The sequence below is a fragment of the Nocardia sp. NPDC051929 genome, from assembly GCF_044548645.1.
Classification (GTDB): domain Bacteria; phylum Actinomycetota; class Actinomycetes; order Mycobacteriales; family Mycobacteriaceae; genus Nocardia; species Nocardia sichangensis.
In genome coordinates, this window is record NZ_JBIUCG010000019.1 from 25,942 (window position 1) to 49,030 (window position 23,089).

Here is a 23,089-nt window from a genome sequence, read left to right on the forward strand (position 1 = left end):
TGACTCCTTACTGTTCGTTCGGTCCCGCGCCGTCCGGGAGGGGACGTATCGGCGCCTCGGGTTGCACTTCGACCAGCACCAAGTGCGAACCGCGCGGGGTGGATACCACCGCGACCACCGCGGCGGCCAAGTCGCTCGCGCGCAACATGTACGGATGCCTGGCGAACCCCCACGCTTTCCAGTCCTCCAGCACCGGGCCGACGATCTCGGGCGTGGAGTCCATGCCCATGCCGGTCAAGGTCGGTCCGGGGCGCACCTGGGACAGGCGGACGCCGCTACCCTCGAGCTCCATACGCATCTGCGCGGCCATCGCTTCCAGCCCCGCCTTGGCCGCGCTGTAGGCGCCTGTGCGCGGACGCGGCTCGGAGGCGCAATCCGAACTGATCAATACGATGTCGCCGCGCTGCCTGCGCAGCATGCCGGGCAGCACCCGGTGCACGAGACGCTGCGCGCCGACCAGATGGACCTGTACCTGGCGCACGAATCGTTCCGGATCCATCGCGTACGCCTGCCCGAACTCGATGTCGCCCGCACTGGAGACCAGGATCTCGGTAGGGCCGAGCGCTTCTTCGGCGGCACGCACGAATTCCTCCACCGAATCCGGCTCGGTGACGTCCAACCGATGGGCGAACGCCGCACCGCCGTTGGCCCGGATCTTGTCCGCCAGTTCGGCGCACTGCTCGACGCGACGCGCGCCGAGCGCGACCGGATGGCCGAGTTCGGCCAGGGCGACGGCGGTGGCCGCGCCGATCCCGGAGGAGGCGCCGGCGACGAGCGCGGGCCTGCGCTCCGGATGGGGTGCGAATCTTGGCATTATCGGGTCTCCACGGTGATGGGTAGGTGCGCGAAGCCACGCACATTGGACGAATGAACCCGGGCGATCCCGGATTCGAGGACGTCATAGGACCGCACACGCGACGCGAACTCCGTCAGCGCCACCGTCGCTTCCACACGCGCCAAGTGCGCCCCCAAACAGAAATGCACACCCGCCCCGAAACTCACCAGCCCGGACCGATCGGCACGATCGATCCGGAAACTGTCACCGTCCTCGAACACCGCCGGATCCCGGTTGGCCGAACCGATCAGCAACAACACCTTCGCCCCCGCCGGAACCACCCCACCGTGATACGCCAGGTCCTCGGTCGCGGTGCGGGCGATCATCTGACTCGAGGTGTCATAACGCAGGGTCTCCTCCACCCAGTCCGACACCAAACCCGAATCCGCGACGACCTTCGCGTACTGCCCCGGATAACGCGCACCCCAATACAACGCATTACCCAGCAACTTGGTGGTCGTCTCGTTGCCCGCCACCACCATCAAGAACAGGAAACCGATGACCTCCGCATCGGTGAGCCGGTCACCGTCGATCTCCGCATCCAGCAACGCCGAGGTCAGATCCTCTCTCGGGGCGCGCCGACGCTCGGCCACCATCTCCGTGTAGTAGCCCAGCAGTTCGATCGAAGCCTCGACAGCCGCCATCGGGATATCCAGCACACCGTCCTCACGGTGCACCACCAGATCCGCCAACCGGCGAATCTCCCCCCGATCCACCACCGGCACCCCCATCAGCTCGGAGATCACATCCATCGGCAACTTGCCCGCGACCTCATCGATCCAGTCGAAACCGACGGCACCGGACAACGCGGGCTCCAGATACGACAGCGTCAACTCCCGGATCCGGTCCTCCATCTGCGCGACACGTTTCGGCGTGAACCCCTTGAACACCAACCGCCGCATCCGCAGATGCCGCGGATCATCCATCGCCAGAAACGACATGGTCCGATGCGCGTGCCGACCCCACGCCGCCGGATCCAGCGACACCCCGTTCGCACTCGACAACCGCACACTGTCACGAAACGCCCCCACCACATCCGGATGCCGCGACAACGCCCAAAAACCCAGATCAGGGTTGTGATACAGCGGCGCCTCCTCCCGCAGCCGCCGATACACCGGATACGGATCCTCATGAAACCCGTAGTCATACGGGTCGAACACCAGCGGCCCCACCACAGCCGTCATCGCCCACACTCCAAAACCGATAACACGTTCCGCCACGCGGCAGCACATGGCGGGCCGAGCGAAGACAGATAGCTGGACATGTGTCTGGACACTACCACCGCGCACTCGATCTCGACAATCATCCGATCAGAGACTCATTTCTCCGCTTCGGAGCGAAACACCGGCGGGAGTCGATACAGGCCGGATCACCTGACACCCGGATCTCGGCGAGAATGGCAGAGTTAGAACCTGTTATTGCCACCGATCACGTTCCAAGACTATATTCCGTACACGTGTCCAGACAGTATCGGAGTAATCCATGAGCAGCCTTCTGCCCGCCGACGGGTCCCGCCTGCTGATCGGCGGCAAGCTGGTCGAGGGCGCCGACGGTGTCTTCGCGACGGTGAACCCCGCGACCGAGGAGGTCCTCGGCCTCGCCGCCGACGCGAACGCGGCCGACCTCGACGCGGCCGTCGACGCCGCGCGCACCGCGTTCGACGAGACGGACTGGTCGCGCGATCGCGCCTTCCGGGCGCGCTGTCTTGCGCAGTTGCGCACCGCGCTGGAATCCCATGTCGAAGAACTGCGCGAGATCACGATCGCCGAGGTCGGCGCACCGCGGATGCTCACGAGCGGCCCGCAACTGGAAGGCCCGGTCGCCGACCTCGGTTACGCGGCCGGGCTCCCCGAGACCTACGCCTGGGAAACCGATCTGGGTGTGGCCGCGCCCATGGGCATAAAGACGCGCCGAGTACTGCGCCGCGAACCGATCGGTGTGGTCGGGGCGATCACGCCCTGGAACTTCCCGCACCAGATCAACTTCGCCAAACTCGGCCCGGCGCTCGCCGCGGGGAACACCGTCGTGCTCAAACCCGCTCCGGACACCCCGTGGTGCGCGGCGGCGGTCGGCGCCATCATCGCCGAGGAGACCGACATCCCGGCCGGTGTGGTGAATATCGTGACCTCCGCGGACCACACGCTCGGCGCCCGGCTCACCGCGGATCCGCGCGTCGACATGATCAGCTTCACCGGGTCGACGGCCACCGGCCGCGCCGTGATGACCGGCGCCGCGACGACATTGAAGAAGGCGTTCCTCGAACTGGGCGGCAAGTCGGCGTTCATCGTGCTCGACGACGCCGACATCGCGGCGGCCTGCTCGGTGGCGGCGTTCTCGGTGTGCGTGCATGCGGGACAGGGGTGTGCGCTGTCCACCCGGCTGCTGGTGCCACGCGCCGCCTACGACCGAGCGGTGCAGGCGGCCGCGGCCACGCTCGGCGGGATCGAGCCGGGCGATCCCGCCGACCCGCGCACGGTCTGCGGGCCGCTGATCTCCGAGCGGCAGCGCGCCAGGGTGGAACGCTACCTCGACATCGCGCGCGCCGAAGGCGGCCGGATCGTGGTGGGCGGCGGGCGGCCGGACCGGGAGCGCGGCTTCTTCGTCGAACCGACGTTGATCGCGGACGTCCCCAACAGCTCGACCGTCGCCCGCGAGGAGATCTTCGGCCCGGTGCTGGTGATCATCCCGCACGACGGCGACGAGGACGCCGTCCGTATCGCCAACGACTCCCCCTACGGCCTGTCCGGTTCGGTGTGGGGCAACGACCCCGAACGCATCCGGCGCGTCACCGAAGGCGTGCGGACCGGGACGCTGAGCGTCAACGGCGGCATCTGGTACTCCGCCGACGTCCCGTTCGGCGGCTACAAGCAATCCGGCCTCGGCCGCGAGATGGGCATCGCCGGTTTCGAGGAGTACCTCGAGACGAAAGTCATCGCCACCGCGGCCTGACCGTCGCGGGACAACTACAGAGGAGCTGAAGTCCATGGCCCGTTTCACGGGAAGATCCGCCATCGTCACCGGCGCCGCGCAGGGCATCGGCGCCGCCTACGCGCAGGCGCTGGCCGCCGAAGGCGCGAACGTCGTCGTCGCCGACAAGAACGCCGAAGGCGGCGCGGCGGTGGTCGAGAAGATCGTCGCCGACGGCGGCACCGCGGTGTTCGGACTCCTCGACGTGTCCGATCCCGAATCCGCCACCGCGCTCGCCGATTTCACCGTCGCCGAATTCGGCGCCATCGACCATCTGGTGAACAACGCCGCCATCTACGGCGAGATGAAGCTGAACCTGCTGCTGACCGTGCCGTGGGACTACTACAAGAAGTTCATGAGCGTGAACATGGACGGCGCGCTCGTCATGACCCGCGCCGTCTGGCCGCACATGTCCAAACGCCGCAGCGGATCGATCGTCAACCAATCCTCCACCGCCGCGTGGCTGTATTCCAGCTTCTACGGGCTGGCCAAAACCGGCATCAACGGCCTGACCCAGCAATTGGCCTTCGAGCTGGGCGGGTCGAACATCCGCGTCAACGCCATCGCGCCGGGTCCGATCGATACCGACGCCACCAGGTCGGTCACCCCGGACGTGATCGTCGACGACATCGTCAAACGCCTGCCGCTCAAGCGGATGGGCACTCCGCAGGATCTCGTCGGCGCCTGCCTGTACCTGCTGTCGGACGAGGCGAGCTGGGTCACCGGGCAGATTTTCAACGTCGACGGCGGACAGATCGTGCGATCATGAGCGCCCGCATCGGATTCCTCGGCCTCGGCAACATGGGTGCGCCGATGGCCGAGCGCCTGCTGGAGTGGCCGGGCGGGCTGACGGTGTACGATATGCGGCCCGAGGCGGTCGAGCCGTTTCTCGCGGCCGGAGCGGACTCCGTCGCCTCGGCGGCCGAGCTGGCCCGACAGGCCACCGTCATCTCGATCACCGTGGTGAACGATGCCCAGGTGCGCGAGGTGATCACCGGACCCGAGGGCCTGCTGCGGACCGCCGCACCTGGCACCGTGGTCGCCGTGCACTCCACGATCAGCGACCGCACCGCCGAGGAACTCGGCGCGGTCTGCGGCGAGCGCGGCGTCGAACTGGTGGACGCGCCGATCAGCGGCGGCGCACCCGGCGCGACCCGCGGCGCGCTCGCGGTCATGGTCGGCGGCAGCGCGGCGGCGTTCGAGCAGGTGCGCGAACCGTTCGGCTGCTTCGCCGACCTGATCGTGCACGCCGGGCCGGTCGGCGCGGGCACGCGCATGAAGTTGGCGCGCAACCTGTTGCACTTCGTCTCCTTCACCGCGGCCACCGAGGCGCAACGGCTGGCCGAGGCGGCCGGTCTCGACCTCACCGCGCTCGGCAAGGTGGTACGGCACTCCGACGCGGTCACCGGAGGGCCCGGCGCCATCATGCTGCGCGACACCACCGCCCCGATCCAGGACGGCGACTTCTGGTTGCCGATCCTGCGGCACGTGCGCGACCTCGGGGAGAAGGATCTCGGTCTCGCCCTGGAGTTGGGCGAACGGCTCGGCACCGCGCTGCCGCTGGCCGAACTCGCACTCGACCGGCTCGGCCCCGGCCTCGGCGTCGGAACCGGCACCTCCGTATCGGAAAGGCAATCCTCATGAGCGACAACGGTTCCGGCGACTCCGCGCGGCAGCGCGGGCTGGCCAAGATGGCCGAGGTCTACGGCACGGAGTTCCAGGAATACCCCGGCGCCCACTTCGCCGTCACCGCCGACCACCTCTTCGCCGACATCTGGTCGCGGCCCGGGCTCACCATCCGCGACCGCAGGCTGCTGCTGCTCGGCGCGCTGGCGGCGCAGGGCGCGATCGACACCGCCGGCATCCAGGTCGGGGCCGCGCTGCGCAACGGCGAACTCACCGAAGACCAGCTGCACGAGATCGCGGTGTTCCTGTGTCACTACGTAGGTTGGCCGAACGGCACCAAACTCGACATCCTGGTGGGCACGATTGTGGCGCAGCAGAAGAAGGCCGCCCGCGCGCAGTCCGCGCCCGCCGAGCAGTGAAGGATTCGTTGACCATGTCCGACGCCACCACCATCCGCCCCCTGCGCGCCAGCCGAGTCGAGAACTGGGACCATCGCGCCGACGTCGTCATCGCCGGATACGGCATCGCGGGCGTCTGCGCCGCCATCGAGGCCGCCCGCGCCGGCGCGGACGTGCTGGTCCTGGAGCGCACCGGCGGCTGGGGTGGCGCCGCCGCCCTGGCGGGCGGATTCATCTACCTCGGCGGCGGCACACCGCTGCAACAGGCCCTCGGTTTCGAGGACACCCCCGAGAACATGGAGGCCTTCCTGCTCGCGGCGCTGGGGCCCGGCGTGGACAAGGCGAAGATCGCCGACTACACCCGCGGCAGCGTCGAGCACTTCAACTGGCTGGTGTCCTGCGGCGTGCCGTTCCGCGAGGCGTTCTGGGGCGAGCCGGGGTGGGAGCCGCCGCACGACGAGGGGCTGATGTACTCCGGCGGCGAGAACGCCGCGCCCTTCAACGCGATCGCGAAACCCGCTCCGCGCGGCCATGTTCCGCAGATGGCCGACAAGCGCACCGGGGAGAAGGGCGGCGGCTGGATGCTCATGAAACCGCTGGCCGACACCGCGGAAGCACTGGGCGTGCGCGCGGAGTACGACATGCGGATCGCGCGGCTGATCGTCGACGACGACGATCGCGTGGTCGGCGTGCTCGCCCGCCGCTACGGCAAGCCGGTCGCCATCCGTGCCGAACGCGGCGTCGTGCTGGCCACCGGCAGCTTCGCCTATCACAAGGAGATGATCGAAGGCTACGCGCCGCGACTGATCGGCAGGCCCGCCGCGGCGATCGAGGAACACGACGGCATCGGCATCCGGCTGGCGCAGGCGCTCGGCGCGCAGCTGGCGCACATGGACGCGACCGAGGTGGCCTTCTTCGGTGACCCGCAGTTGCTGGCGCGCGGCATCCTGGTCAACGGGCGCGGCCAGCGCTACATCCAGGAGGACACCTATCCCGGCCGGATCGGCCAGGCGACGCTGATCCAGCAGGACAATCAGGCGTACCTGGTGATCGACGAGGCGTCCTACGAGGAGGCGCTGACCACCGAGACCTCGACGCCGTTCTTCCGCCAGCCCCCGACCTGGGTGGCGGAAACCATCGCCGAGCTGGAAGCCGAGATGGGCCTGCCCGGCCAGGCGTTGCAGGCCACGGTGGAGTGCTACAACCTGCACGCCGCCAACGGCGCGGACCCGTTGCTGGGCAAGAAGCCGGAATGGCTGCGCCCGCTGCGCGGATCGGTGGCGGCGTTCGACATGCGCGGTTTCACGGCCGGTTTCACCCTCGGCGGACTGCGTACCGACCTCGATTCGCGGGTGCTGCACGTCTCCGGGGAGCCGATCCAGGGGCTGTTCGCGGCGGGCCGGTGCACCTCCGGCCTGTGCGCGGGCGGTTACGTCAGCGGCGCGTCGCTGGGCGACGGCAGCTTCTACGGACGCCGGGCCGGTATCGCGGCGGCCAAGAACTGAACCGTTCCAATCCGCCTAGTAGGATCCAGACACATGTCCGAACCCGATTCCGTCATTCTCGAGGCGACTCGCCGCAGGCTCTCCGGCAAACAAGCCGACACCGTGGACAAGCTGACCCGCTCGGCGGTGGAAGTGCTTGCGCGCGAAGGGTTCGCGGGCATGACCATCCGGATGGTCGCCGCGGCCGCCGGGGTCGGGACGGCCACGGCGTACACCTACTTCTCGTCGAAGGAGCATCTGGTCGCCGAGATCTTCTGGCGGCGGCTGGTCGCCTCGCCGTCGCCGGTCAGCGAGGACCCGGACCCGACCGTTCGGGTGGTCGCCGAACTGCGGAACATCGCGATGCTGGTGGCCGACGAGCAGGAGCTCTCCGGCGCGGTCACCAGCGCGCTGCTCGGCCGCGATCCCGACGTCGAGCATCTGCGCGGACGCATCGGCGCCGAGATCCGCAAGCGCATCATCCGCGCCCTCGGTCCGGACCCGGACCCGGACGTGGTCGAGTCGCTGGAATTGCTCTACGCGGGCGCGCTGGTGCGCGCGGGCATGGGCTACGGGTCGTACTCCGAGATCGCCGACCGGATCGAGGCCTCCGCGCTGTTGATCCTGCGGTAGCGCGGACAATGCCGGACGACTTCGAGCCGGTTACCCGAAACCGGGCCGCACGGCGCATGCTTGCTCGTATCTTTGCCGTAGTCGGTGCAGATCGGAGTGGGAAAAGTGCAATCTGGTGAGCTTTCCGCGGACTACGTCGTCGTCGGTTCGGGATCGGCGGGCGCGGTGGTGGCCAATCGGCTCAGCGCCGATCCGGGCACCACGGTGGCGCTGCTCGAGGCGGGCCCGCCGGACAAGAACAAATTCGCGCACATCCCCGCCGGGTTCGCGAAACTGTTCCGCTCCGAGGTGGACTGGGACTACCTCACGCAGCCGCAGCCGGAGCTGAAGAACCGCGAGATCTACTGGCCGCGCGGCAAGATGTTCGGCGGCTCGTCGTCGATGAACGCCATGATGTGGGTGCGCGGCTTCCGCGCCGACTACGACGAGTGGGCGCTGCTGGCGGGTGCGGAGTGGGGCTTCGCGGCGGCCGTCGAACAGTTCCGGCGCATCGAACGCGTGGAGAACGCCCAGTATCCCGACGAGGGCACCGAAGGTCCGCTGTACGTCTCCCGCCAGCGCAGCCCGCGCGGCCTCACCGCCGCCTACCTGGCCGCGGTCCAGGAGGCGGGCTACCAGGTGGAGCCGCCCAACCGGCCGCAGCCGGACGGGTTCACCGAGACCATGGTCACCCAGCGCGGGGGCCGTCGGTGGAGTACCGCGGACGCTTATCTGCGGCCCGCCTTGCGTCGTCCGAACCTCACGATCCGCAGCGAAGCGCTCGCCACCCGAGTGCTGTTCGACGGCACGCGCGCCGTCGGCGTCGAGTACCGCCAGGGCGGTGTCACGCACACGGTGACCGCGCGGCGCGAGGTCGTGCTGTGCGGCGGCGCGATCAACAGCCCGCAACTGCTGATGCTCTCCGGTATCGGCGACCGCGACGAACTGGCCCGCCACGGCATCGAGGTGCGTCACCACGCGCCGGAGGTGGGCGCGAATCTGCAGGACCACTTGGTCGCGGGCATCGGCTACGGCGTCGCGGGGGATTCGCTGTTCGACGCGGAGAAGCCGCGCCAACTGCTGGACTACTTCATCCGGCATCGCGGCATGCTCACCTCGAACGTCGGCGAGGCGTACGGGTTCATCCGCAGTAGGACGGATCTGGAGTTCCCCGATCTGGAGCTGGTCTTCGCGCCCGCGCCGTTCTACTACGAGGGACTGCAGGACCCGACCGAACACGGCGTGATCCTGGCGACGGTGCTGCTGCGCCCGCAGAGCCGAGGCCGGATCGCCTTGTCCGACGCGGACCCGTCCGCCAAGCCCCTGATCGATCCGCGCTACCTGTCCGACTCCGCGGGCGCGGATCGCGCCGCCATCATGGCCGGGCTGCGTGTGTGCGCCGCCATCGCCGCGGAGCCGTCGATGAAAGCGGTCCTCGGCCCGCTGATCTACCCGCCGCAGGCGCCGGCGGAACCGGAAGCCGTGCTCGAGCTGACCCTCAACTCGTACGCGCACACGCTCTACCACCCGGTCGGCACCTGCCGCATGGGCACCGACACCGCCAGCGTCGTCACCCCACGGCTGGAAGTGCGCGGCGTACAAGGGCTTCGGGTCGCCGACGCCTCGGTGATGCCGCTCATCATCCGCGGCCACACACACGCACCGGCGGTGTTCATCGGCGAGCAGGCGGCCTCGTTCATCCTCGCCGGGTAGGGGGTCCTCTCGCCTACGACGCGACGAACAGTCCGAGCGAGGCGGCGGCCAGCAGGAGATACGGCAGCGGGTATCCGATGTGTGTGTAGTGCCGCGCCCGGACCACGGTCAGCACCGCGCCCACGAAGTAGAGCACCAACCCGGCCGCCGCGGCCGCACCGATCGGCGGAAACGCCGGACCGGCCAGCAGTCCGGCCCCGCCGAGCGCCTTGACCACGGCCAGGGGCGTCAGCCACGAATCCGGGATTCCGTAGGCGCGCATGTTCGTCCGCACCCACTCGGCGCGGACCACATCGATGCCGGCCGCGAGCAAGGCGGCCGCGGCCGCGAGCACCGTGGCGACGACGTAGGCGATGTCCATGGCAATACCCTTTCCTCAGGTGCCGCGCCCGGTCCGGACGACGGTCACCTGTGAGCTGTCGAATCCGTCATCCCGATGACGGACCACGGAGCGGAAAGGTGACCGATGCCCACCGAAGACGGCTTGGCGCGGGAATTCGAGGTGCAGCGCGACCATCTGCACGCGGTCGCCTACCGCATGCTCGGCTCACCGAGCGAGGCCGACGACGCGGTGCAGGAGACCTGGTTGCGGCTGGCCCGCCACGACGTCGATGACGTGCGCAACCTCCCGGGCTGGCTCACCACCGTCGTGTCCCGGATCTGCCTGGACATGCTGCGTGGCAGGGCGGCGCGGCGCGAGGAACCGCTCGACCACCCGCCGCGGCTCGACAGCGGCGCCGAGGAGAACGAGCCGGAGCGCGAGGCGGTCCTGATCGAGTCGGTCGGCCGGGCGTTGCTGGTGGTGCTGGACCGGCTCGGCCCCGACGAGCGGGTCGCGTTCGTCCTGCACGACCTGTTCGCGGTGCCGTTCGACGAGATCGGGCCGATCGTCGGCCGCACCACGCCGACCGCCAAGAAGCTGGCCAGCCGAGCCAGGCAGCGCGTGCGGGGCGTGGATGTCACAGCGGGCCAGGAGCTCGCCGCGCAGCGGCATGTCGTCGAGGCGTTCCTGCGCGCGGCGCGCAGCGGCGATCTCGACGGGCTGTTGTCCGTCCTGGCGCCCGACGTGGTCCGGACGGCCGACGCCGCCGCGCTCCCCGCCGGAGTGGCCACGACCGTGCGCGGCGCGGGGTCGGTCGCCGCGGAAACCGTGCTGCTGCGGAGGCGTTCGCAGGTTGCGGCGCTCGCGCTGGTGGAAGGTCACCCGGGTATCGTCGTAGCCCCGCGCGGCAGGCTGCTGCTGGCGCTCACCGTCACGGTGCACGGCGACCGGGTGACCGGATACCGGGTGACCGCCGATCCGTCCCGGCTACGCGGGCTCCCGATCAGCCTGTTGCCCTGCTGATTTCGATCCGCCTCGTTTCAACGCACCGGCCGCATCCGGCTCGGCGCGCTCCGCCGCTCGGCGCCGCCGGAATTCTCGCGGCGTCTCGCCGAAACGGGCCTTGAACGCCGCGGAGAACCACGCCGGGGTGAATCCGGCGCGAATCGCCAACTCGCGGATGGGATCCTCCCGGGTGGGATCGTCCAGCAGATCGCGCGCGGCGCGCAGGGCCTCCTCCCGCCGCACGTCGCGATAGGTGGTGCCGACCTGCTGCAGCACCGAGCGCAATTGCCGGGGCGACCAGCCCAGCGCGTGCGCCACCGCGGGCAGGCGGACGTCGTCCCGGCCGACGTTGGCGCGCACGTACTGCCGGATCTGCGCGACGACCTGAGCGTGATGACCGCGCTGCGGATGGGTTTCGCCGAGCGAGATCAGGCTCAGCAATTCGGCGATCCGGTCACACACCGCGTTGAACTCGTGGTCGGAGAGGTTCGACTGCTCGGCGTGGGTGCTGCGGATCATGGCCTGGGTGATCCGGCCGAGTCCGGAGTTCAGGTCGATCGTCATGCCGCGTTCGGCGAGCGGTCCCGCGCGATGATCGAGTTCGGCCCGGGGCAGCTGGATGGCGAAGGCGGACAAGAGCGGGATATGGATCTGGCACAGGTCGTCGAGTGCGGTCACCGCGGCCTGATCCGCCCGCGCCCGCGTCTCCTCGCCGCGATAGCGCACCGAGTACACGCCCCGTTCGGGGATGACCACCCAATAGAAGTCGTCGCACGGACCGTGGCGGATGTTGGTCCGGGTGCGATAGGAGGTACTCGTTCCGCGCTGCTCCCAGCGCAACAACCGGTAGGCGGCCGATTCCTGCACCGTCATGCCCGAGTACCACCGTTCGGGATCGCCGTACCGGTAGTCCATCGGAACGAAACCGTTGGCGATCGCGGTCCACGATTGGGCGTCGTTGGCGGTCACGCCGTAGCACTTCATGGTGAGAACCTATCGCCGCTGGATCCACCGCATATCGTAGTGCCGGCCAGAACGATACGGCTGCCGCGCGAACCTCGCGACGCTGGGAAGTCCGAGCCGCAGCGGACGGCTCGACCGCCGGATTCCGTCGGCGCGCCGTGCGTTACGCACTCAGCGCACGGGCACCCGGGCGAATCCGAGCGGCGGCGTCGGCGCGGGCCCGGTGCGCAAGACGGGCCGAAAATCGGGCAGCACCGGCAGGACGTCGGCATTCCGGGCGGCATAACACCGCACGGCGGGAAGCGCACGGGCCACCTCCGCGCGCTCCACCGGCTCGTGGTCGATGAAGCCGATGGTGTCGAGTCCGAGGCCGAGCGTGCGCGCGATTCGGACGATCGCCGAAGATTTGGGGCCCCAGCCGATCTCGACGGCCGAGAACATCTCGTAGACGCCGTGCCGGTACAGCTTGTCCAGCGTCCACTCACGCTCGCCGCGACTGGCCACGGCGTGCCAGATCCCGCGTTCGCTGAGCACGCGCAGGGTGCGCAGCGCGGCGGGCCGCAACGCGCCGACGGTCGCGTCGCACACGGCACCGTCCCACAAGGTGTTGTCCACTTCCCAGACAAGACATCTCAGAGCCGGTGTCATCGCCCTGCCCCTATCGTTGCGTCATCACTGCCTTTCCGCCGTGGCGTGCGCGACAGATGGGCACTGCACACCATCCAGGACACGACACGTGCCGGACAAGACCCGGGTTACATGGCCATGACCGGCGCGGGTGATCCTACCGGCATGTCGGCCGCGCCTCGCGGCAACGACCGAACCGGCTGCGCTCCGCACCCGGCGACGAGCCGGTGGGCCGAGCCGGAAATGGGCAGGTGGTCACCGGAAATCGGTCGCACGTCCAGCTGCTGTGACCGCTCACAACTCCCTGCCGGACGGTCTCACTCGCTCTCACAGAACCCGTCGATCGGGTCCGCGGAAGAGATCAACAGATTAGTGTGAATGCGCTGCACAGCAATCGTGGGCGGAAGGGAGTCGCCAATGTCCGTCGACAGTTCGGCCCGGCCGAGCCTGACCCTGTCGGGAAAGCCGATGTCGTCGCCACTGAAAGACGTTCGCGGGCTATCGCGTCAGATGGTCGGCCACTTCGTCGAGAACGTCATCCCGTGCGGAACCCTACCGGGTGACGCCATCGCAGGCGACGTCACCACCATCACCCGGGTCTGCCTGGAGCTGGCGGTGAGCATGCTCGACGGTAAAGACCTCCCGGAGAAACTCCAGCGGCTCGGCGACGCCGCCGCGGGATGGGCGCGGGAGGGAGTACCGATCGACACCATCCACCACTCGATCCACGAAGGCTTCAAGATGGGCCTGGAGCTGGTGGTGTCCGACGCGACGATGAAGGACTACGACGACCTCGTCGACGGCGCCAAGATGGTGGTCGAGATGCTCGACATGATCAACTCGGCGGTCTCCATGGCCTACGTCCGCGAGCTGCGCGCGGTGGTCAGCGAGCACCACACCGCCGTGCACACGCTGACCTCCGCGTTGCTCGGCGGGCACAGCACCTCCACCATGGCGCGCGAATGCGGCATCGCCATCGCCTCCTCGTACGCCGTTCTGGCCGTGGCGATTCCGCCGCACCGCGAGGAACGCAATCCGATGGTCGACGGCAAGGTCGTCGCCCGCAGGAAACTGCGGCGGGTCCAGGCCGAGCTGGCAACGCGCTGCGGCGAGGCCGCGCTGTCGCTGCTGAGCGTGGACGGCGGCACGGTGCTCATCCCGTCGGGCCACTTGAACAACGAGCAGCTCGACGCCCTGGTCACCCAGCTGTCGCACGCCGCGCAGGTGGGCGTCACCGCGACCATGGTCGAGGCCACCCCCGAGAAGATTCCCACCGCCGCCGACCAGGCGCACGAACTGCTCGACATGGTGCAGCGATTGCAGGCGGTGGCCGGGCTGTACCGCTTCGACGAGCTGGCGCTGGAATATCAGCTGACCAGACCTGGGCCCGGCCGCGAGTACCTCGGCTCGCTGCTGGATCCGCTGGACGCGCACCCGGAACTGCTGGAGACGCTGCAACGGCACATCGCCAACAACCTCAACCGGCAGCGCACGGCTCGCGTGCTGCACGTGCACACCAACACCGTCGACTACCGGCTCAAACGGATCGGACAGCTCACCGGATTCGACCCGTCGCAGCCGTCGGGCCTGTGGTACTTGCGCTCGGCACTCGTCGCCCGCACGTATCGCACGACCTGACCGCTCGACGCGTTCACGGGTTCGTCGCCGTCCGCGGCCGGCGGCGGACCGCGACGACCCCGCGTGGATCACTCGCCCCGCCTCCCGTTCCCATGCGCGGGAACGACAAGGCGCTGGTCATTGTGGTGTCACAGATCGACGATTACCGTGAGCCACGAGTTACGAAGGCCGGTGGCGGCACAGCCCGGGTCGTCGCAACCAGAGGTACCAGGAGGTTGCGATGACATGGGTGGGCGCGTCGGCGGGAGAAATCGCGGCGGGAGTCCGGAGCCGGGAGGTATCCCCGCTGGAGGTGGCCGACGAGCATTTTGCCCGCATCGCGGCACTGGATACACGGATCAACGCCTTCCGCATCGTGCGCCACGAGCAGGTGCGCCGCGAAGCCCGCGCCCTGGCCACCCGTAGCGATCTCGCCGACCTCCCGCTCGCCGGAGTTCCGGTGGCGGTGAAGGACAATCTCGACCTCGCCGGGTGCGTGACCGGCCACGGTTCGCGCGCGGCGCGGCAGACCGCGGCCGAGTCCGACAGTGAGCTGGTCCGCAGGTTGCGTGCCGCGGGCGCGCTGCTGATCGGCAAGACCAATGTGCCCGAGCTGTGTCAGTGGCCGGTCACCGAGAGCGTCGCGCACGGCATCACCCGCAACCCGTGGCTGCTCACGCACACTCCGGGCGGATCCACCGGCGGCGGCGCCGCGGCGGTCGCCGCTGGAATGACCGCGCTCGCAATCGGTTCCGACGGCGGCGGTTCGATCCGCATCCCCTCGTCCTGTTGCGGGCTCGTGGGCCTGAAGCCAGGCGACGGCGTGATCGCGCGGCCTCCCGAACTCGGCTCCAATTGGCTCGGCCTGTCGACGTTCGGACCGCTGGCCACCACGGTGTCCGACGCGGCCTTGCTGCTGGCGGTGCTCACGGCCGACGACCGCTACTTGGCACCGGCCGCACCCCAGCAGGCGCTGCGAATCGGCATGACCGCTCGGCCACCGGTTCTCGGAGCCTCCGTCGACCCGCAGGTGCGCACTGCCATGCTGGCGGCGGCCGAAGCGCTGCGTGCGGCGGGCCACACCGTCACCGAGGTGGCTCCGCCGTGGCGACCACAGGACGCGCTCGGTTTCCTCGCCCGCTACTTCGCCGGCGTCGCCGAGGACACCACCGACCTGAGCGCGGACCTTTTGGAACCGCTGACCCGCAAGGTGGCCCGGGCCGGACGCGTGATCGGCCGGATGCGTCGTGTACCCGACGCTCCCCCGGCACGGCAGTCCGAACGATTCGCCGCGTGGTTCACCGAGCACGATCTTCTGCTCACACCCACCCTGGCGACCCCGCCGGTTCCGGTCGGAACCTTCGCCGGGAAGGGATTTCCGGGCACCCTGCTCGACGTATCCCGCTTCATTCCCTTCACGCCGCCGTTCAACACGGTCCGTTACCCGGCGATCTCCGTTCCCGCCGGGCAGTCCGACACCGGACTGCCCATCGGTGTGCAGCTCGCCGCGGCGCCCGGCGGCGAAACCACATTGCTGGCGGTCGCCGCACAGCTGGAGCAGATCCGTCCGTGGCAGCGGCACGCTCCGCTGGCCGACGCGTCGATCCCGTAGCGGACCGTCACCGCCGCTCGCGTCAGCACCACGGTCCCCGAAAAAGATCGACGCCAGCCGTTTTCCACCGACCGGACCCGGACGGCGCGCTCTCGCCGGCGCGCGAGCATCTCCGCGTACATATGCCGTTAATGCCGTGTTTACGATGTTCCGGTGCTTGTGAACGACGTGCGAGGGAGCTTGACCCCACCGGGCGAGCGAGTGGGTATCGAAGAGCTCCGAGAGCGTCGGTTCCGGCCGATGGTCGTGTGGTGCGGTATCGCGGCCATCGTGGTCGCGCTGATCGGCGGCGAACTCATGGCCGCGCACATCGGGGCGCTGGGCCCGCTGACCAGCCTGCTGCGGGATTACGCCGGAACGCCGAAGTCGGCGACCACACCGTGGGCGGGATTCCTGCTGGCCTTGGTCGGGATCACGGCGCGCGCACGCTTGGGCGCCGTCGCCGCGGCGATCGGCGTCGACCTGGCGTTCGTCCTCATAAGGACGGCCGACGGGCGTCCGTTCACGGTCGGCAACGGCCCGACCATCGTGCTCACCGCACTGGCGGTGCTCGCGTTCGTGCGGTGGGACGGACAACGACGCCGCACGGCGTTGCGCACCATCGCCTTCGGCGCGCTGCTGATCGCGGCGACGAAGATCAGTGAGATCTGGCTGGACATCACCGCGTGGGCCTGCCCGACAGTCCTCGATCCGTATGTACAAGTCGCCGATCGCGCCCTCGGCAGCCCGTCCTGGCTGGTCGGGCACGCGCTCGAGGTGGCGGGACCGCTGGCGACGGGTGTGGTGCGCTGGGTGTACTTCGAGCTTCCGCTGGCGGCAGTCCTGGTCGCGGCCTGGCAGTTACGCGGCGTCACGACCAGCGCGTGGCCACGGCACTACCTGGTGCGCACGTTCCTGACCCTCGGCCTCGTCGGGCCGATCTGGTACGTCGTCTTCCCGGTGGTGGGGCCGGTGCTCGCCTACGGACCGCAGGGACTCGGCTTCGAGATCGCCGACGTCTGGCCGGATGTCGTTCCGGCCGTGCCGTCCTCGATCGACGCGCTGCGCTTCGACGGCATCACGCCGCGCAACTGCATGCCGTCGCTGCACACCGCCTGGGCGCTGTCGCTGTTCATCCACTCCCGGCGCGGCCCGCTGTGGTTGCGCTGGGGCGGGGCGTTCTGGCTGGTGTGCACGCTTGTCGCGACGCTCGGCCTGGGCGCGCACTACGGCATCGACCTGGTCGTGGGCGCGGCGTTGTGCCTGACGGTGGAATCCGTGCTGCGCGAGCCGGATCGGGGCTGGGATCAGCAGCGCGTCCGGATCGTGGCGATGGGTGTCGGCGTCTGCACCGGCGTGCTGCTGTGCATCCGATTCTTCGCCGTGCCGATGGCAACGCACCCGCTACCGTCCGGCATCGTGATCCTCGGCGCGCTCGGTGCGCTGGCGATCCTGTTCTACCTGACGTGGTTCGGTACATCGTCGGCGGAATCGAGCAGCCCGGCCCCGGCGGTGGATCAGCCCGCCGATCGTCGGACAGACGCGTCGCGGTGATCTGTGTGCCCTCGGCTTCCGCGTCGACGCCCCCGCGACGATCATCGTCCCGGAGGGAAGGTCACGTGAAGCGCAGAGGATTGCGCTTCGGTGGCCCGGCGAAAGGGGTCACATCCCGGCGGAGCTGAGGGGCCGCGCGGTCGGTGACGAGCGCGTACCACCGTCCTTTCGCGCTCCGGTGATCAGCGATCGACCTCAGGGCGGCCGACACGGCGGTGCGCGGCCAGCGTCGAGGCCAGCGCCGCCCGATCCAGTTTGCCCCGCGGCGTACGCGGCAGCCGGTCCACGACCAGAATCCGCACCGGCATACTCGGACTCGGCAAGGTCGCGCGCAGCCGCCGCCAGATCTCGTCGGCTTCCGGTGCTCCCGCGCCGAGCACGATCGCCGCCGCGGGCGCTTCCCCCATGCGCGCGTCGGGTACGCCGACGCAGGCGGCCTCGGCGACACCCGGTATCGCCGTGAGCGCCGCTTCGACGGCGGCGGGTTCCACGTTGAGGCCCGCCCGGATCAACATCTCGCTGTCCCGGCCGAACAGCCGTAGGCGGTTGCCGATCACCTCGCCCCGGTCGCCCACCGTCATCCAGCCGTCGACAGGACCGCCTGCCACGCCGTCCGCGGTGAGGTAGCCGTCGAACAGCATGTCGCTGCGCACGTACACCAGGCCGTCGCGGACGCACGCCTCGACACCGGAGAACAGTTCGCCCGCCGACTTCTCGTCGGCACTGCCGAGCCCACGGTCGTAGGACACGAAACTCAGCTCGGACGCACCGTAGAAGTGCACGAGCGAGGCGTTCGGCAGGACCTCCCGCAACGCTCGCCGTCCCGCCAGCGGCCACCGGGCCGCCGAGGACAGCACCTCCCGGACGCCGCCGACCTGGCCGATTCCCGCCCGCACCACGTCCCACGCGATCGTCGGCACCGAATACAGCTGGGTCGCACCGTCGTTCAGTGCGTCGACCACCGGTCGCAGGTCCACCGTCGCACCGCGAGTCAAGGCGTGCAACGCGCCGTAGAGGAAATGCGTGTGGTCCAGCACGCCGGGCACCGAGACCCGGTCTCCGGCGCCGATGTCGAAGGTGGCATCGGAGCGATCCAGCGTGGCGGCCCACGACCGCTGATCGCGCACGAAGAGCTTCGGCTCACCGGTGGTGCCGGAGGTGATGCCCACCAACAGTTCGGCCTCCGGTCGCGCCCCGGCCGCCGGAGCATCGGATGCCAACGCGGCGGCGGTCCGTACGACGCCGTCGAATCCCAGCCGCCGCAACCGCCGGTGCTGGTGCGGCGCCGCGACGACGGCTCCCGGCTCGGCCAGCGCGAGGACACGGCCGAACTGATCGGGCAGTAGATGGCGGTGCAGCAGGACGACGCTCACCCCGGCGTGCATCGCCGCGGTCACCGTCACCAGGGATTCGACATCGGACGTGGGCAGCACGGCCACCCGGCGCATGCCGTCGAGCCCGGCGGCGGTGCGCAGGACCTTCGACCAGAACCGCTCGTAGTCGACCACCTCGCGTCCCGAGACCACGGCGGTCGCCGCGGGATTCGCCGCGGCCTGCCGAGCGATCCGCGCGGCAAGCAGTTCAGTCATCGTCCATTCCCCTGGCGGCGAGGGCGTCGCCCATCGCGTCGGCCGTCCGCAGCGCGCGCACCAGCACCGGCGTGACCAGCGCCGTCATCGACCATTCCAGGCCGCGAGCGCGCCGGGCCTCGGCGACGTCGTGCACGATCCCCGCCAGCAGCGGGACACACCGGATGGCCAGCGCCAGCAGCAGGCCGATCCGCTCGGGATCGACACCCACCCGCCGCAGCGGTCCGAGCCACCGGGTCACGGCATCGAGCAGGTCGCTCACCCGGGTGGTGAGGGTGAACAGCGCCGCGAGCGCCACCGAGACCACCAGCAAGCCGCACACCACCGCGGCCCGCGCGGGCGAGGTGATCAGCACCTGGAAAACCGCGATAATCAACAGCATCCACACCAGCGGACGCAGTTGGGCCACAGCGACCCGCCACGGAATCCCGGCTACCGCGAACAGTCCCGCCACCACCGCACCGGTGACCAGCACCTGCGGTGGAGTGCGCACGAGTACCGTGGTCGCCACGATCGACGCCAGCAGCAGCACCAGCTTCACCCCGGCGGGTATCCGGTGCAGTGGCGAATCGCCCGGACGGTACAGGCCGATCATTCGACCGACGCCCGGTATGCCGCGAGGGCGTCGCCGGGCGTTCCGTCGAACACCACCGCCCCGTCGTCGATCACGATGACGCGTTCGAAGCTCTCCAGCAGCGACAGCTGATGCGTCACGACGATCACCTGCTGATCCACCGCGTCCAGCGCGTCGGCGACGACCCTGGCGTTGCGCAGGTCCAGCAGAGTGGTCGGCTCGTCGGCGACGATCACCTCCGGTCGCCGGATCAGGACCGCGCCGAGGGCGAGCAGCTGTTTCTGGCCGCCGGACAACAAGTGGGCGGGGTGCTCGGCGTGACCGGCGAGCCCGAATCGTTCCAGGATCTCCCGCACGCGCGCCGCGATCTCCTGCTTGCTCAGCCCGGTCCGGCGCAGTGAGAAGGCGAGATCCTCGGCGACCGTGGGCATGACGATCTGAGTGTCGGGATCGGTGAAGACGAACCCCACCTTCCGTCGCACCTGCGCGCCCTTGCGGGCCGCGTCGACACCGTCCACCGTGACCGTGCCGGAACTCGGCGTCAGCAGGCCGTTGATCATGCGCGCCAGCGTCGACTTGCCGGAACCGTTGGACCCGATGACGCCCACGCGGCGCTCGGTGATCCGCAGGTCGATGTCGCGCAGCACCTTTCGCTCGCCGAAGCGGTGACTCACCGAGTCGAAGACGATCTCGCTCACGACACTCGCTCCACCAGGACCGCGATCCCCTGCCCGCCGCCGATGGCGCAAGCCGCGAGACCCAGCGCCGGGCCGTCCGCACGCAGCATCTGACTCGCCAGGCGCACCAGCAGGATGGCCCCGGACGCTCCCCACGGGTGCCCCATCGCGATGGCGCCGCCCTGCGGGCAGATCGTGGACTCGTCCAGGCCCAGTTCGTCGGCGACCGCAAGGACCACCGACGCGAAGGCTTCGGTGATCTCGACGACGCCGAGGTCCGCTACACCGAAACCGGTCCGACGCAGCAGTTTTCGGATCGCGGGTACCGGACCGAGGCCCGGGTACGCCGGGTCTGATCCGGCGACCGCGCAGCCGAGGATCCGCAGAGCGGGCAGCCCGGCGGCCATCGCCTCGGTGGTGACCGCCATGGCCGCCGCCCCGTCGGAGATGCCGCAGGAATTGCCCGCGGTGGCGGTGCCGTCGACGCCGAAGCTGGGACGCAGGCGTGCGAGCCGGGCCGCGGTCATTCCCGCCCGGATGCGTTCGTCCCGGTGCACGCCGCCGACCGGCACGACCTCCGCGGTGAAGTCGGCGGCCGCGGCGAGCGTGTGCGAGCGGGCCGCGTAGGCGTCCTGCCGCTCCCGGCTGATGCCGCGCGCTCGCGCGAGATCGTCGGCGGCCGCACCCATTTCCGGATCGGGAAAGCCCGGTGGCGCGAAGGGGGCGCGGGTGTATCGCACCGGCTCGGCGTCCGCCACGGGCGGCCAGAACCGCCACGGGGCGGTGCTGGCCGATTCGACCCCGCCGGCCAGGAGAAGTTCGTCCGCGCCGCTGCGCACCCGCAACGCCGCCTGCATCACCGCGTCGAGGCCCGAACCGCACTGCCGATCGACGGTGACGCCCGGAACATGCACGCCCAGCCCAGCACGCAAGGCGGCGACCCGGGCGGGATCACCGCCGGGCCCGAGGCAGTTGCCGAGAACCACGTCGTCCACGTCGGTGTCGATGCCCGCGCCGCGCAGCGATGTCAGCACCTCGCGCAGCACGGGAGCGGCCAGATCGGTGGTGGTCAGATCGGACAATCCGTGGCCCGCGTTGCCGATCGGCGTGCGGCGCGGCGCTACCAGGACGGGAACCGGGCTCATGCCAGCAAGTCTTTCAGTTCGCCCCTGGCCACCTTCCCTGCGGCGGTGCGCGGCAATGCGGGCAGCGGCACCCACCGGCGCGGCATCGCCTCCTTCGCCAGCACGCGGCGTGCTCGCGACCGCACCTCGTCGAGCCCGGCGCGTCCGTCCAACTGCACCGCGGCCGTGACGGTTTCCCCGAACACCGCGTGCGGCGAGCCGACCACCGCCACCGCGGCGACGCCGTCGAGCGCTTCGAGAACGCGCTCCACCTCTTCGGCGACCACCACGGTGCCGCCGACGTTGATCGCGCAGTCGCCCCGGCCCAGCACGGTCAGCTCACGGTCGTCGCCCAGTTCGGCGAGGTCACCGACGCCGAACCAGTCGGGCGCGCCGAGCACGCGGTAGGGCGATCGGACGTAGAGCAGTCCGTCGCGCACCTCGGCCTCGACCCCGTCGAGCAGCCGCATCGGCTCGGGAATACGGCGCGCCGCCACCAGCGAGACCTCCGAGGACCCGTAGTACTCGACGACATCCACGCGGCCGGCCGCCGCCAGCGCACCGTCGTCGAGCGCGATGCCCGCGACGATCGCGGTGCGCAGGCGCGGGCAGGCGGCCACCACCTCACGCAGTACGGCGGGCACCGCGTGCACCACGGTGGCTCGCGATCGGTCGTCGGTGACGCACGCGCCGCGCCACAACGCGTGCAACGCACCGAACAGATGCATGGTCGCGTGCAACGGACCGGTGATCAGCACGCGGTCGGACGCCCGAACACCGGTGATCGCGGTGAACGCGGGGAAGCTGTCGTACCAGGAGGCGGCCGTGCGCGCCAGCGGGCGGGGACGGCCGGTCGAGCCCGAGGTCGCCACCAGCAGGAACGCCCCAGCCGGGATGCCGGTACGGTGCGGGCGCGCGGCGGGATTCTCGACGAAGACCGCGATGCCGCGCCGGGCCGCGGCGCAGACGCGGATCAGCGCGTCCGGAACCGGCAGGGCCGAGGCGTCGTAGACGTGCTCGTCCGGGTTGTCGGCGATCCATCGCTCGATCGCACGGTCGAGTTCACGGTAGGTGAAGCGGCGGCCACCGAAGTCGACGGCAGGCGCGTCGGCCGCGCCGCCGAGTTCGGGACTAGGCACGGATCACACCGGGATAGGCGCGGTGCACTCCCTTGGCCACCACGGTCGCGACGACGACTTTGAGCAGGTCGCCGGGAATGAACGCGAAGTTGGTGGTGACGGCGGCCCGCACGCCGAGATCGGTGCGCAGCAGCAGGCCAACGGTGCCGAACAAATAGATGATCAGCAGACCGCCGACGGCGTTGATCAGCAGACCGAGCACGACCGGGTATTTCGGCAGGATGCGGGCGGTGCCGAGCCCGATGAACAGCGCCGCGGGGATCCAGCCGATCAGGTACCCGGCGCTGGGACCGGCCAGCGCCGTCAGACCGGTACGGCCGCCGGACAGCAGCGGCAGGCCGATCATCGTGAGCGCCAGGAAAACCAGAACCGCCGCCGTTCCCTTGCGCGCCCCGAGCACCGCACCGGCCAGGATCACGCCGAGGGTCTGCACCGTGATCGGCACACCGCTGAACCCGACGGTGATGGCGCCCGGCAGGCCCAGCGCCGCGATCAGCGCCGCGAAGACGGCGATCTGCGCCATATCCCGCGCGGAAACACCGGCCCTCGGCTCCCGAGAGTTCTCGACACCCTCCACGACAACCCTCCGCCTAGAACTTGAACGACGTTCAAGGTAGCAAACCGAGTACGGCGGCGCGCACCGAGCTCGGTGTGATCTGTCCTCCGATCGTC

Annotated in this window: 22 protein-coding genes; 11 read left to right on the top strand and 11 right to left on the bottom strand. The window is 69.8% G+C overall.

Annotated features, from left to right (window positions below):
• Positions 1-7: 7 nt before the first annotated feature.
• Both ACIHAX_RS25445 and ACIHAX_RS25450 read right to left on the bottom strand, forming a co-directional pair.
• The gene (locus ACIHAX_RS25445; RefSeq protein WP_364438866.1) at positions 8-814 is read right to left on the bottom strand and encodes an SDR family oxidoreductase; all 807 of its coding nucleotides are present in this window, start codon (positions 812-814) and stop codon (positions 8-10) included.
• On the bottom strand, positions 814-2,019 hold the full coding sequence (locus ACIHAX_RS25450; protein ID WP_397279979.1) for a cytochrome P450: 1,206 nt from the start codon (positions 2,017-2,019) through the stop codon (positions 814-816). Before ACIHAX_RS25450 ends, ACIHAX_RS25445 begins: the two co-directional genes overlap by 1 nt.
• A 298-nt stretch (positions 2,020-2,317) precedes the next feature.
• On the opposite strand from ACIHAX_RS25450, the gene ACIHAX_RS25455 reads away from it, so the two are divergent.
• The 7 genes from ACIHAX_RS25455 (at position 2,318) to ACIHAX_RS25485 (ending at position 9,635) form a co-directional block, all read left to right on the top strand.
• Positions 2,318-3,784 carry an aldehyde dehydrogenase gene (locus tag ACIHAX_RS25455; protein ID WP_397279981.1) on the top strand — a complete coding sequence of 489 codons (1,467 nt, stop codon included), beginning with the start codon at positions 2,318-2,320 and terminating at the stop codon, positions 3,782-3,784.
• 34 nt (positions 3,785-3,818) lie between these two features.
• Entirely contained in the window at positions 3,819-4,571 is a 753-nt protein-coding gene (locus tag ACIHAX_RS25460) for an SDR family oxidoreductase (RefSeq protein WP_397279983.1), read from the top strand.
• Entirely contained in the window at positions 4,568-5,446 is an 879-nt protein-coding gene (locus ACIHAX_RS25465) for an NAD(P)-dependent oxidoreductase (RefSeq protein ID WP_397279985.1), read from the top strand. The genes ACIHAX_RS25460 and ACIHAX_RS25465 overlap by 4 nt, the downstream gene beginning before the upstream one ends.
• Positions 5,443-5,847, top strand: a complete 405-nt coding sequence (locus ACIHAX_RS25470; protein WP_355078353.1) for a carboxymuconolactone decarboxylase family protein — start codon at positions 5,443-5,445, stop codon at positions 5,845-5,847. Before ACIHAX_RS25465 ends, ACIHAX_RS25470 begins: the two co-directional genes overlap by 4 nt.
• 14 nt (positions 5,848-5,861) lie before the next feature.
• Positions 5,862-7,331: an FAD-dependent oxidoreductase gene (locus ACIHAX_RS25475; RefSeq protein WP_356968123.1), complete on the top strand. Its 1,470-nt coding sequence runs from the start codon at positions 5,862-5,864 to the stop codon at positions 7,329-7,331.
• Positions 7,332-7,364: 33 nt separating this feature from the next.
• Positions 7,365-7,943, top strand: a complete 579-nt coding sequence (locus tag ACIHAX_RS25480) for a TetR/AcrR family transcriptional regulator (RefSeq protein ID WP_039797950.1) — start codon at positions 7,365-7,367, stop codon at positions 7,941-7,943.
• A gap of 105 nt (positions 7,944-8,048) precedes the next feature.
• Positions 8,049-9,635 (top strand): GMC family oxidoreductase N-terminal domain-containing protein, encoded by a 1,587-nt coding sequence (locus ACIHAX_RS25485; RefSeq protein WP_364438111.1) that lies wholly within the window; start codon positions 8,049-8,051, stop codon positions 9,633-9,635.
• A 13-nt stretch (positions 9,636-9,648) separates the two neighbouring features.
• Here the strand turns inward: ACIHAX_RS25485 and ACIHAX_RS25490 are convergent, their stop codons facing one another.
• A complete protein-coding gene (locus ACIHAX_RS25490) occupies positions 9,649-9,996 on the bottom strand; it encodes a DoxX family protein (RefSeq protein ID WP_379255535.1) in 348 nt (115 codons plus the stop codon).
• Positions 9,997-10,101: 105 nt separating this feature from the next.
• On the opposite strand from ACIHAX_RS25490, the gene ACIHAX_RS25495 reads away from it, so the two are divergent.
• Entirely contained in the window at positions 10,102-10,980 is an 879-nt protein-coding gene (locus ACIHAX_RS25495; RefSeq protein ID WP_364438105.1) for a sigma-70 family RNA polymerase sigma factor, read from the top strand.
• Here the strand turns inward: ACIHAX_RS25495 and ACIHAX_RS25500 are convergent.
• Together ACIHAX_RS25500 and ACIHAX_RS25505 are read right to left on the bottom strand one after the other, a co-directional pair.
• Entirely contained in the window at positions 10,945-11,946 is a 1,002-nt protein-coding gene (locus ACIHAX_RS25500) for a helix-turn-helix domain-containing protein (protein ID WP_355078358.1), read from the bottom strand. The two genes, ACIHAX_RS25495 and ACIHAX_RS25500, sit on opposite strands and share 36 nt — an antisense overlap.
• A 150-nt stretch (positions 11,947-12,096) precedes the next feature.
• Complete coding sequence (locus ACIHAX_RS25505) at positions 12,097-12,573, bottom strand: HAD-IIIC family phosphatase (protein ID WP_355078359.1); 477 nt, start codon at positions 12,571-12,573, stop codon at positions 12,097-12,099.
• A gap of 396 nt (positions 12,574-12,969) precedes the next feature.
• On the opposite strand from ACIHAX_RS25505, the gene ACIHAX_RS25510 reads away from it, so the two are divergent.
• From ACIHAX_RS25510 to ACIHAX_RS25520, 3 genes are all read left to right on the top strand, one after another.
• The gene (locus ACIHAX_RS25510; RefSeq protein WP_356968133.1) at positions 12,970-14,190 is read left to right on the top strand and encodes a helix-turn-helix domain-containing protein; all 1,221 of its coding nucleotides are present in this window, start codon (positions 12,970-12,972) and stop codon (positions 14,188-14,190) included.
• A gap of 220 nt (positions 14,191-14,410) precedes the next feature.
• A complete protein-coding gene (locus ACIHAX_RS25515; RefSeq protein ID WP_364438098.1) occupies positions 14,411-15,781 on the top strand; it encodes an amidase family protein in 1,371 nt (456 codons plus the stop codon).
• Positions 15,782-15,934: 153 nt separating this feature from the next.
• The gene (locus tag ACIHAX_RS25520) at positions 15,935-17,314 is read left to right on the top strand and encodes a DUF5933 domain-containing protein (RefSeq protein ID WP_364438095.1); all 1,380 of its coding nucleotides are present in this window, start codon (positions 15,935-15,937) and stop codon (positions 17,312-17,314) included.
• A 182-nt stretch (positions 17,315-17,496) separates the two neighbouring features.
• Here the strand turns inward: ACIHAX_RS25520 and ACIHAX_RS25525 are convergent, their stop codons facing one another.
• The 6 genes from ACIHAX_RS25525 to ACIHAX_RS25550 are packed head-to-tail and all read right to left on the bottom strand — an operon-like array spanning position 17,497 to position 22,994.
• A complete protein-coding gene (locus tag ACIHAX_RS25525) occupies positions 17,497-18,903 on the bottom strand; it encodes an AMP-binding protein (protein WP_397279991.1) in 1,407 nt (468 codons plus the stop codon).
• Positions 18,896-19,498 carry an energy-coupling factor transporter transmembrane component T family protein gene (locus tag ACIHAX_RS25530; RefSeq protein ID WP_397279993.1) on the bottom strand — a complete coding sequence of 201 codons (603 nt, stop codon included), beginning with the start codon at positions 19,496-19,498 and terminating at the stop codon, positions 18,896-18,898. Before ACIHAX_RS25530 ends, ACIHAX_RS25525 begins: the two co-directional genes overlap by 8 nt.
• Positions 19,495-20,175, bottom strand: coding sequence for an ABC transporter ATP-binding protein (locus tag ACIHAX_RS25535; protein WP_355078365.1), 681 nt, complete (start codon positions 20,173-20,175; stop codon positions 19,495-19,497). The genes ACIHAX_RS25530 and ACIHAX_RS25535 overlap by 4 nt, the downstream gene beginning before the upstream one ends.
• On the bottom strand, positions 20,172-21,299 hold the full coding sequence (locus tag ACIHAX_RS25540; RefSeq protein WP_397279995.1) for a thiolase family protein: 1,128 nt from the start codon (positions 21,297-21,299) through the stop codon (positions 20,172-20,174). Before ACIHAX_RS25540 ends, ACIHAX_RS25535 begins: the two co-directional genes overlap by 4 nt.
• Entirely contained in the window at positions 21,296-22,417 is a 1,122-nt protein-coding gene (locus ACIHAX_RS25545; protein WP_397279997.1) for a class I adenylate-forming enzyme family protein, read from the bottom strand. Before ACIHAX_RS25545 ends, ACIHAX_RS25540 begins: the two co-directional genes overlap by 4 nt.
• Complete coding sequence (locus tag ACIHAX_RS25550; protein ID WP_364438081.1) at positions 22,410-22,994, bottom strand: biotin transporter BioY; 585 nt, start codon at positions 22,992-22,994, stop codon at positions 22,410-22,412. The genes ACIHAX_RS25545 and ACIHAX_RS25550 overlap by 8 nt, the downstream gene beginning before the upstream one ends.
• Positions 22,995-23,089: the final 95 nt, after the last annotated feature.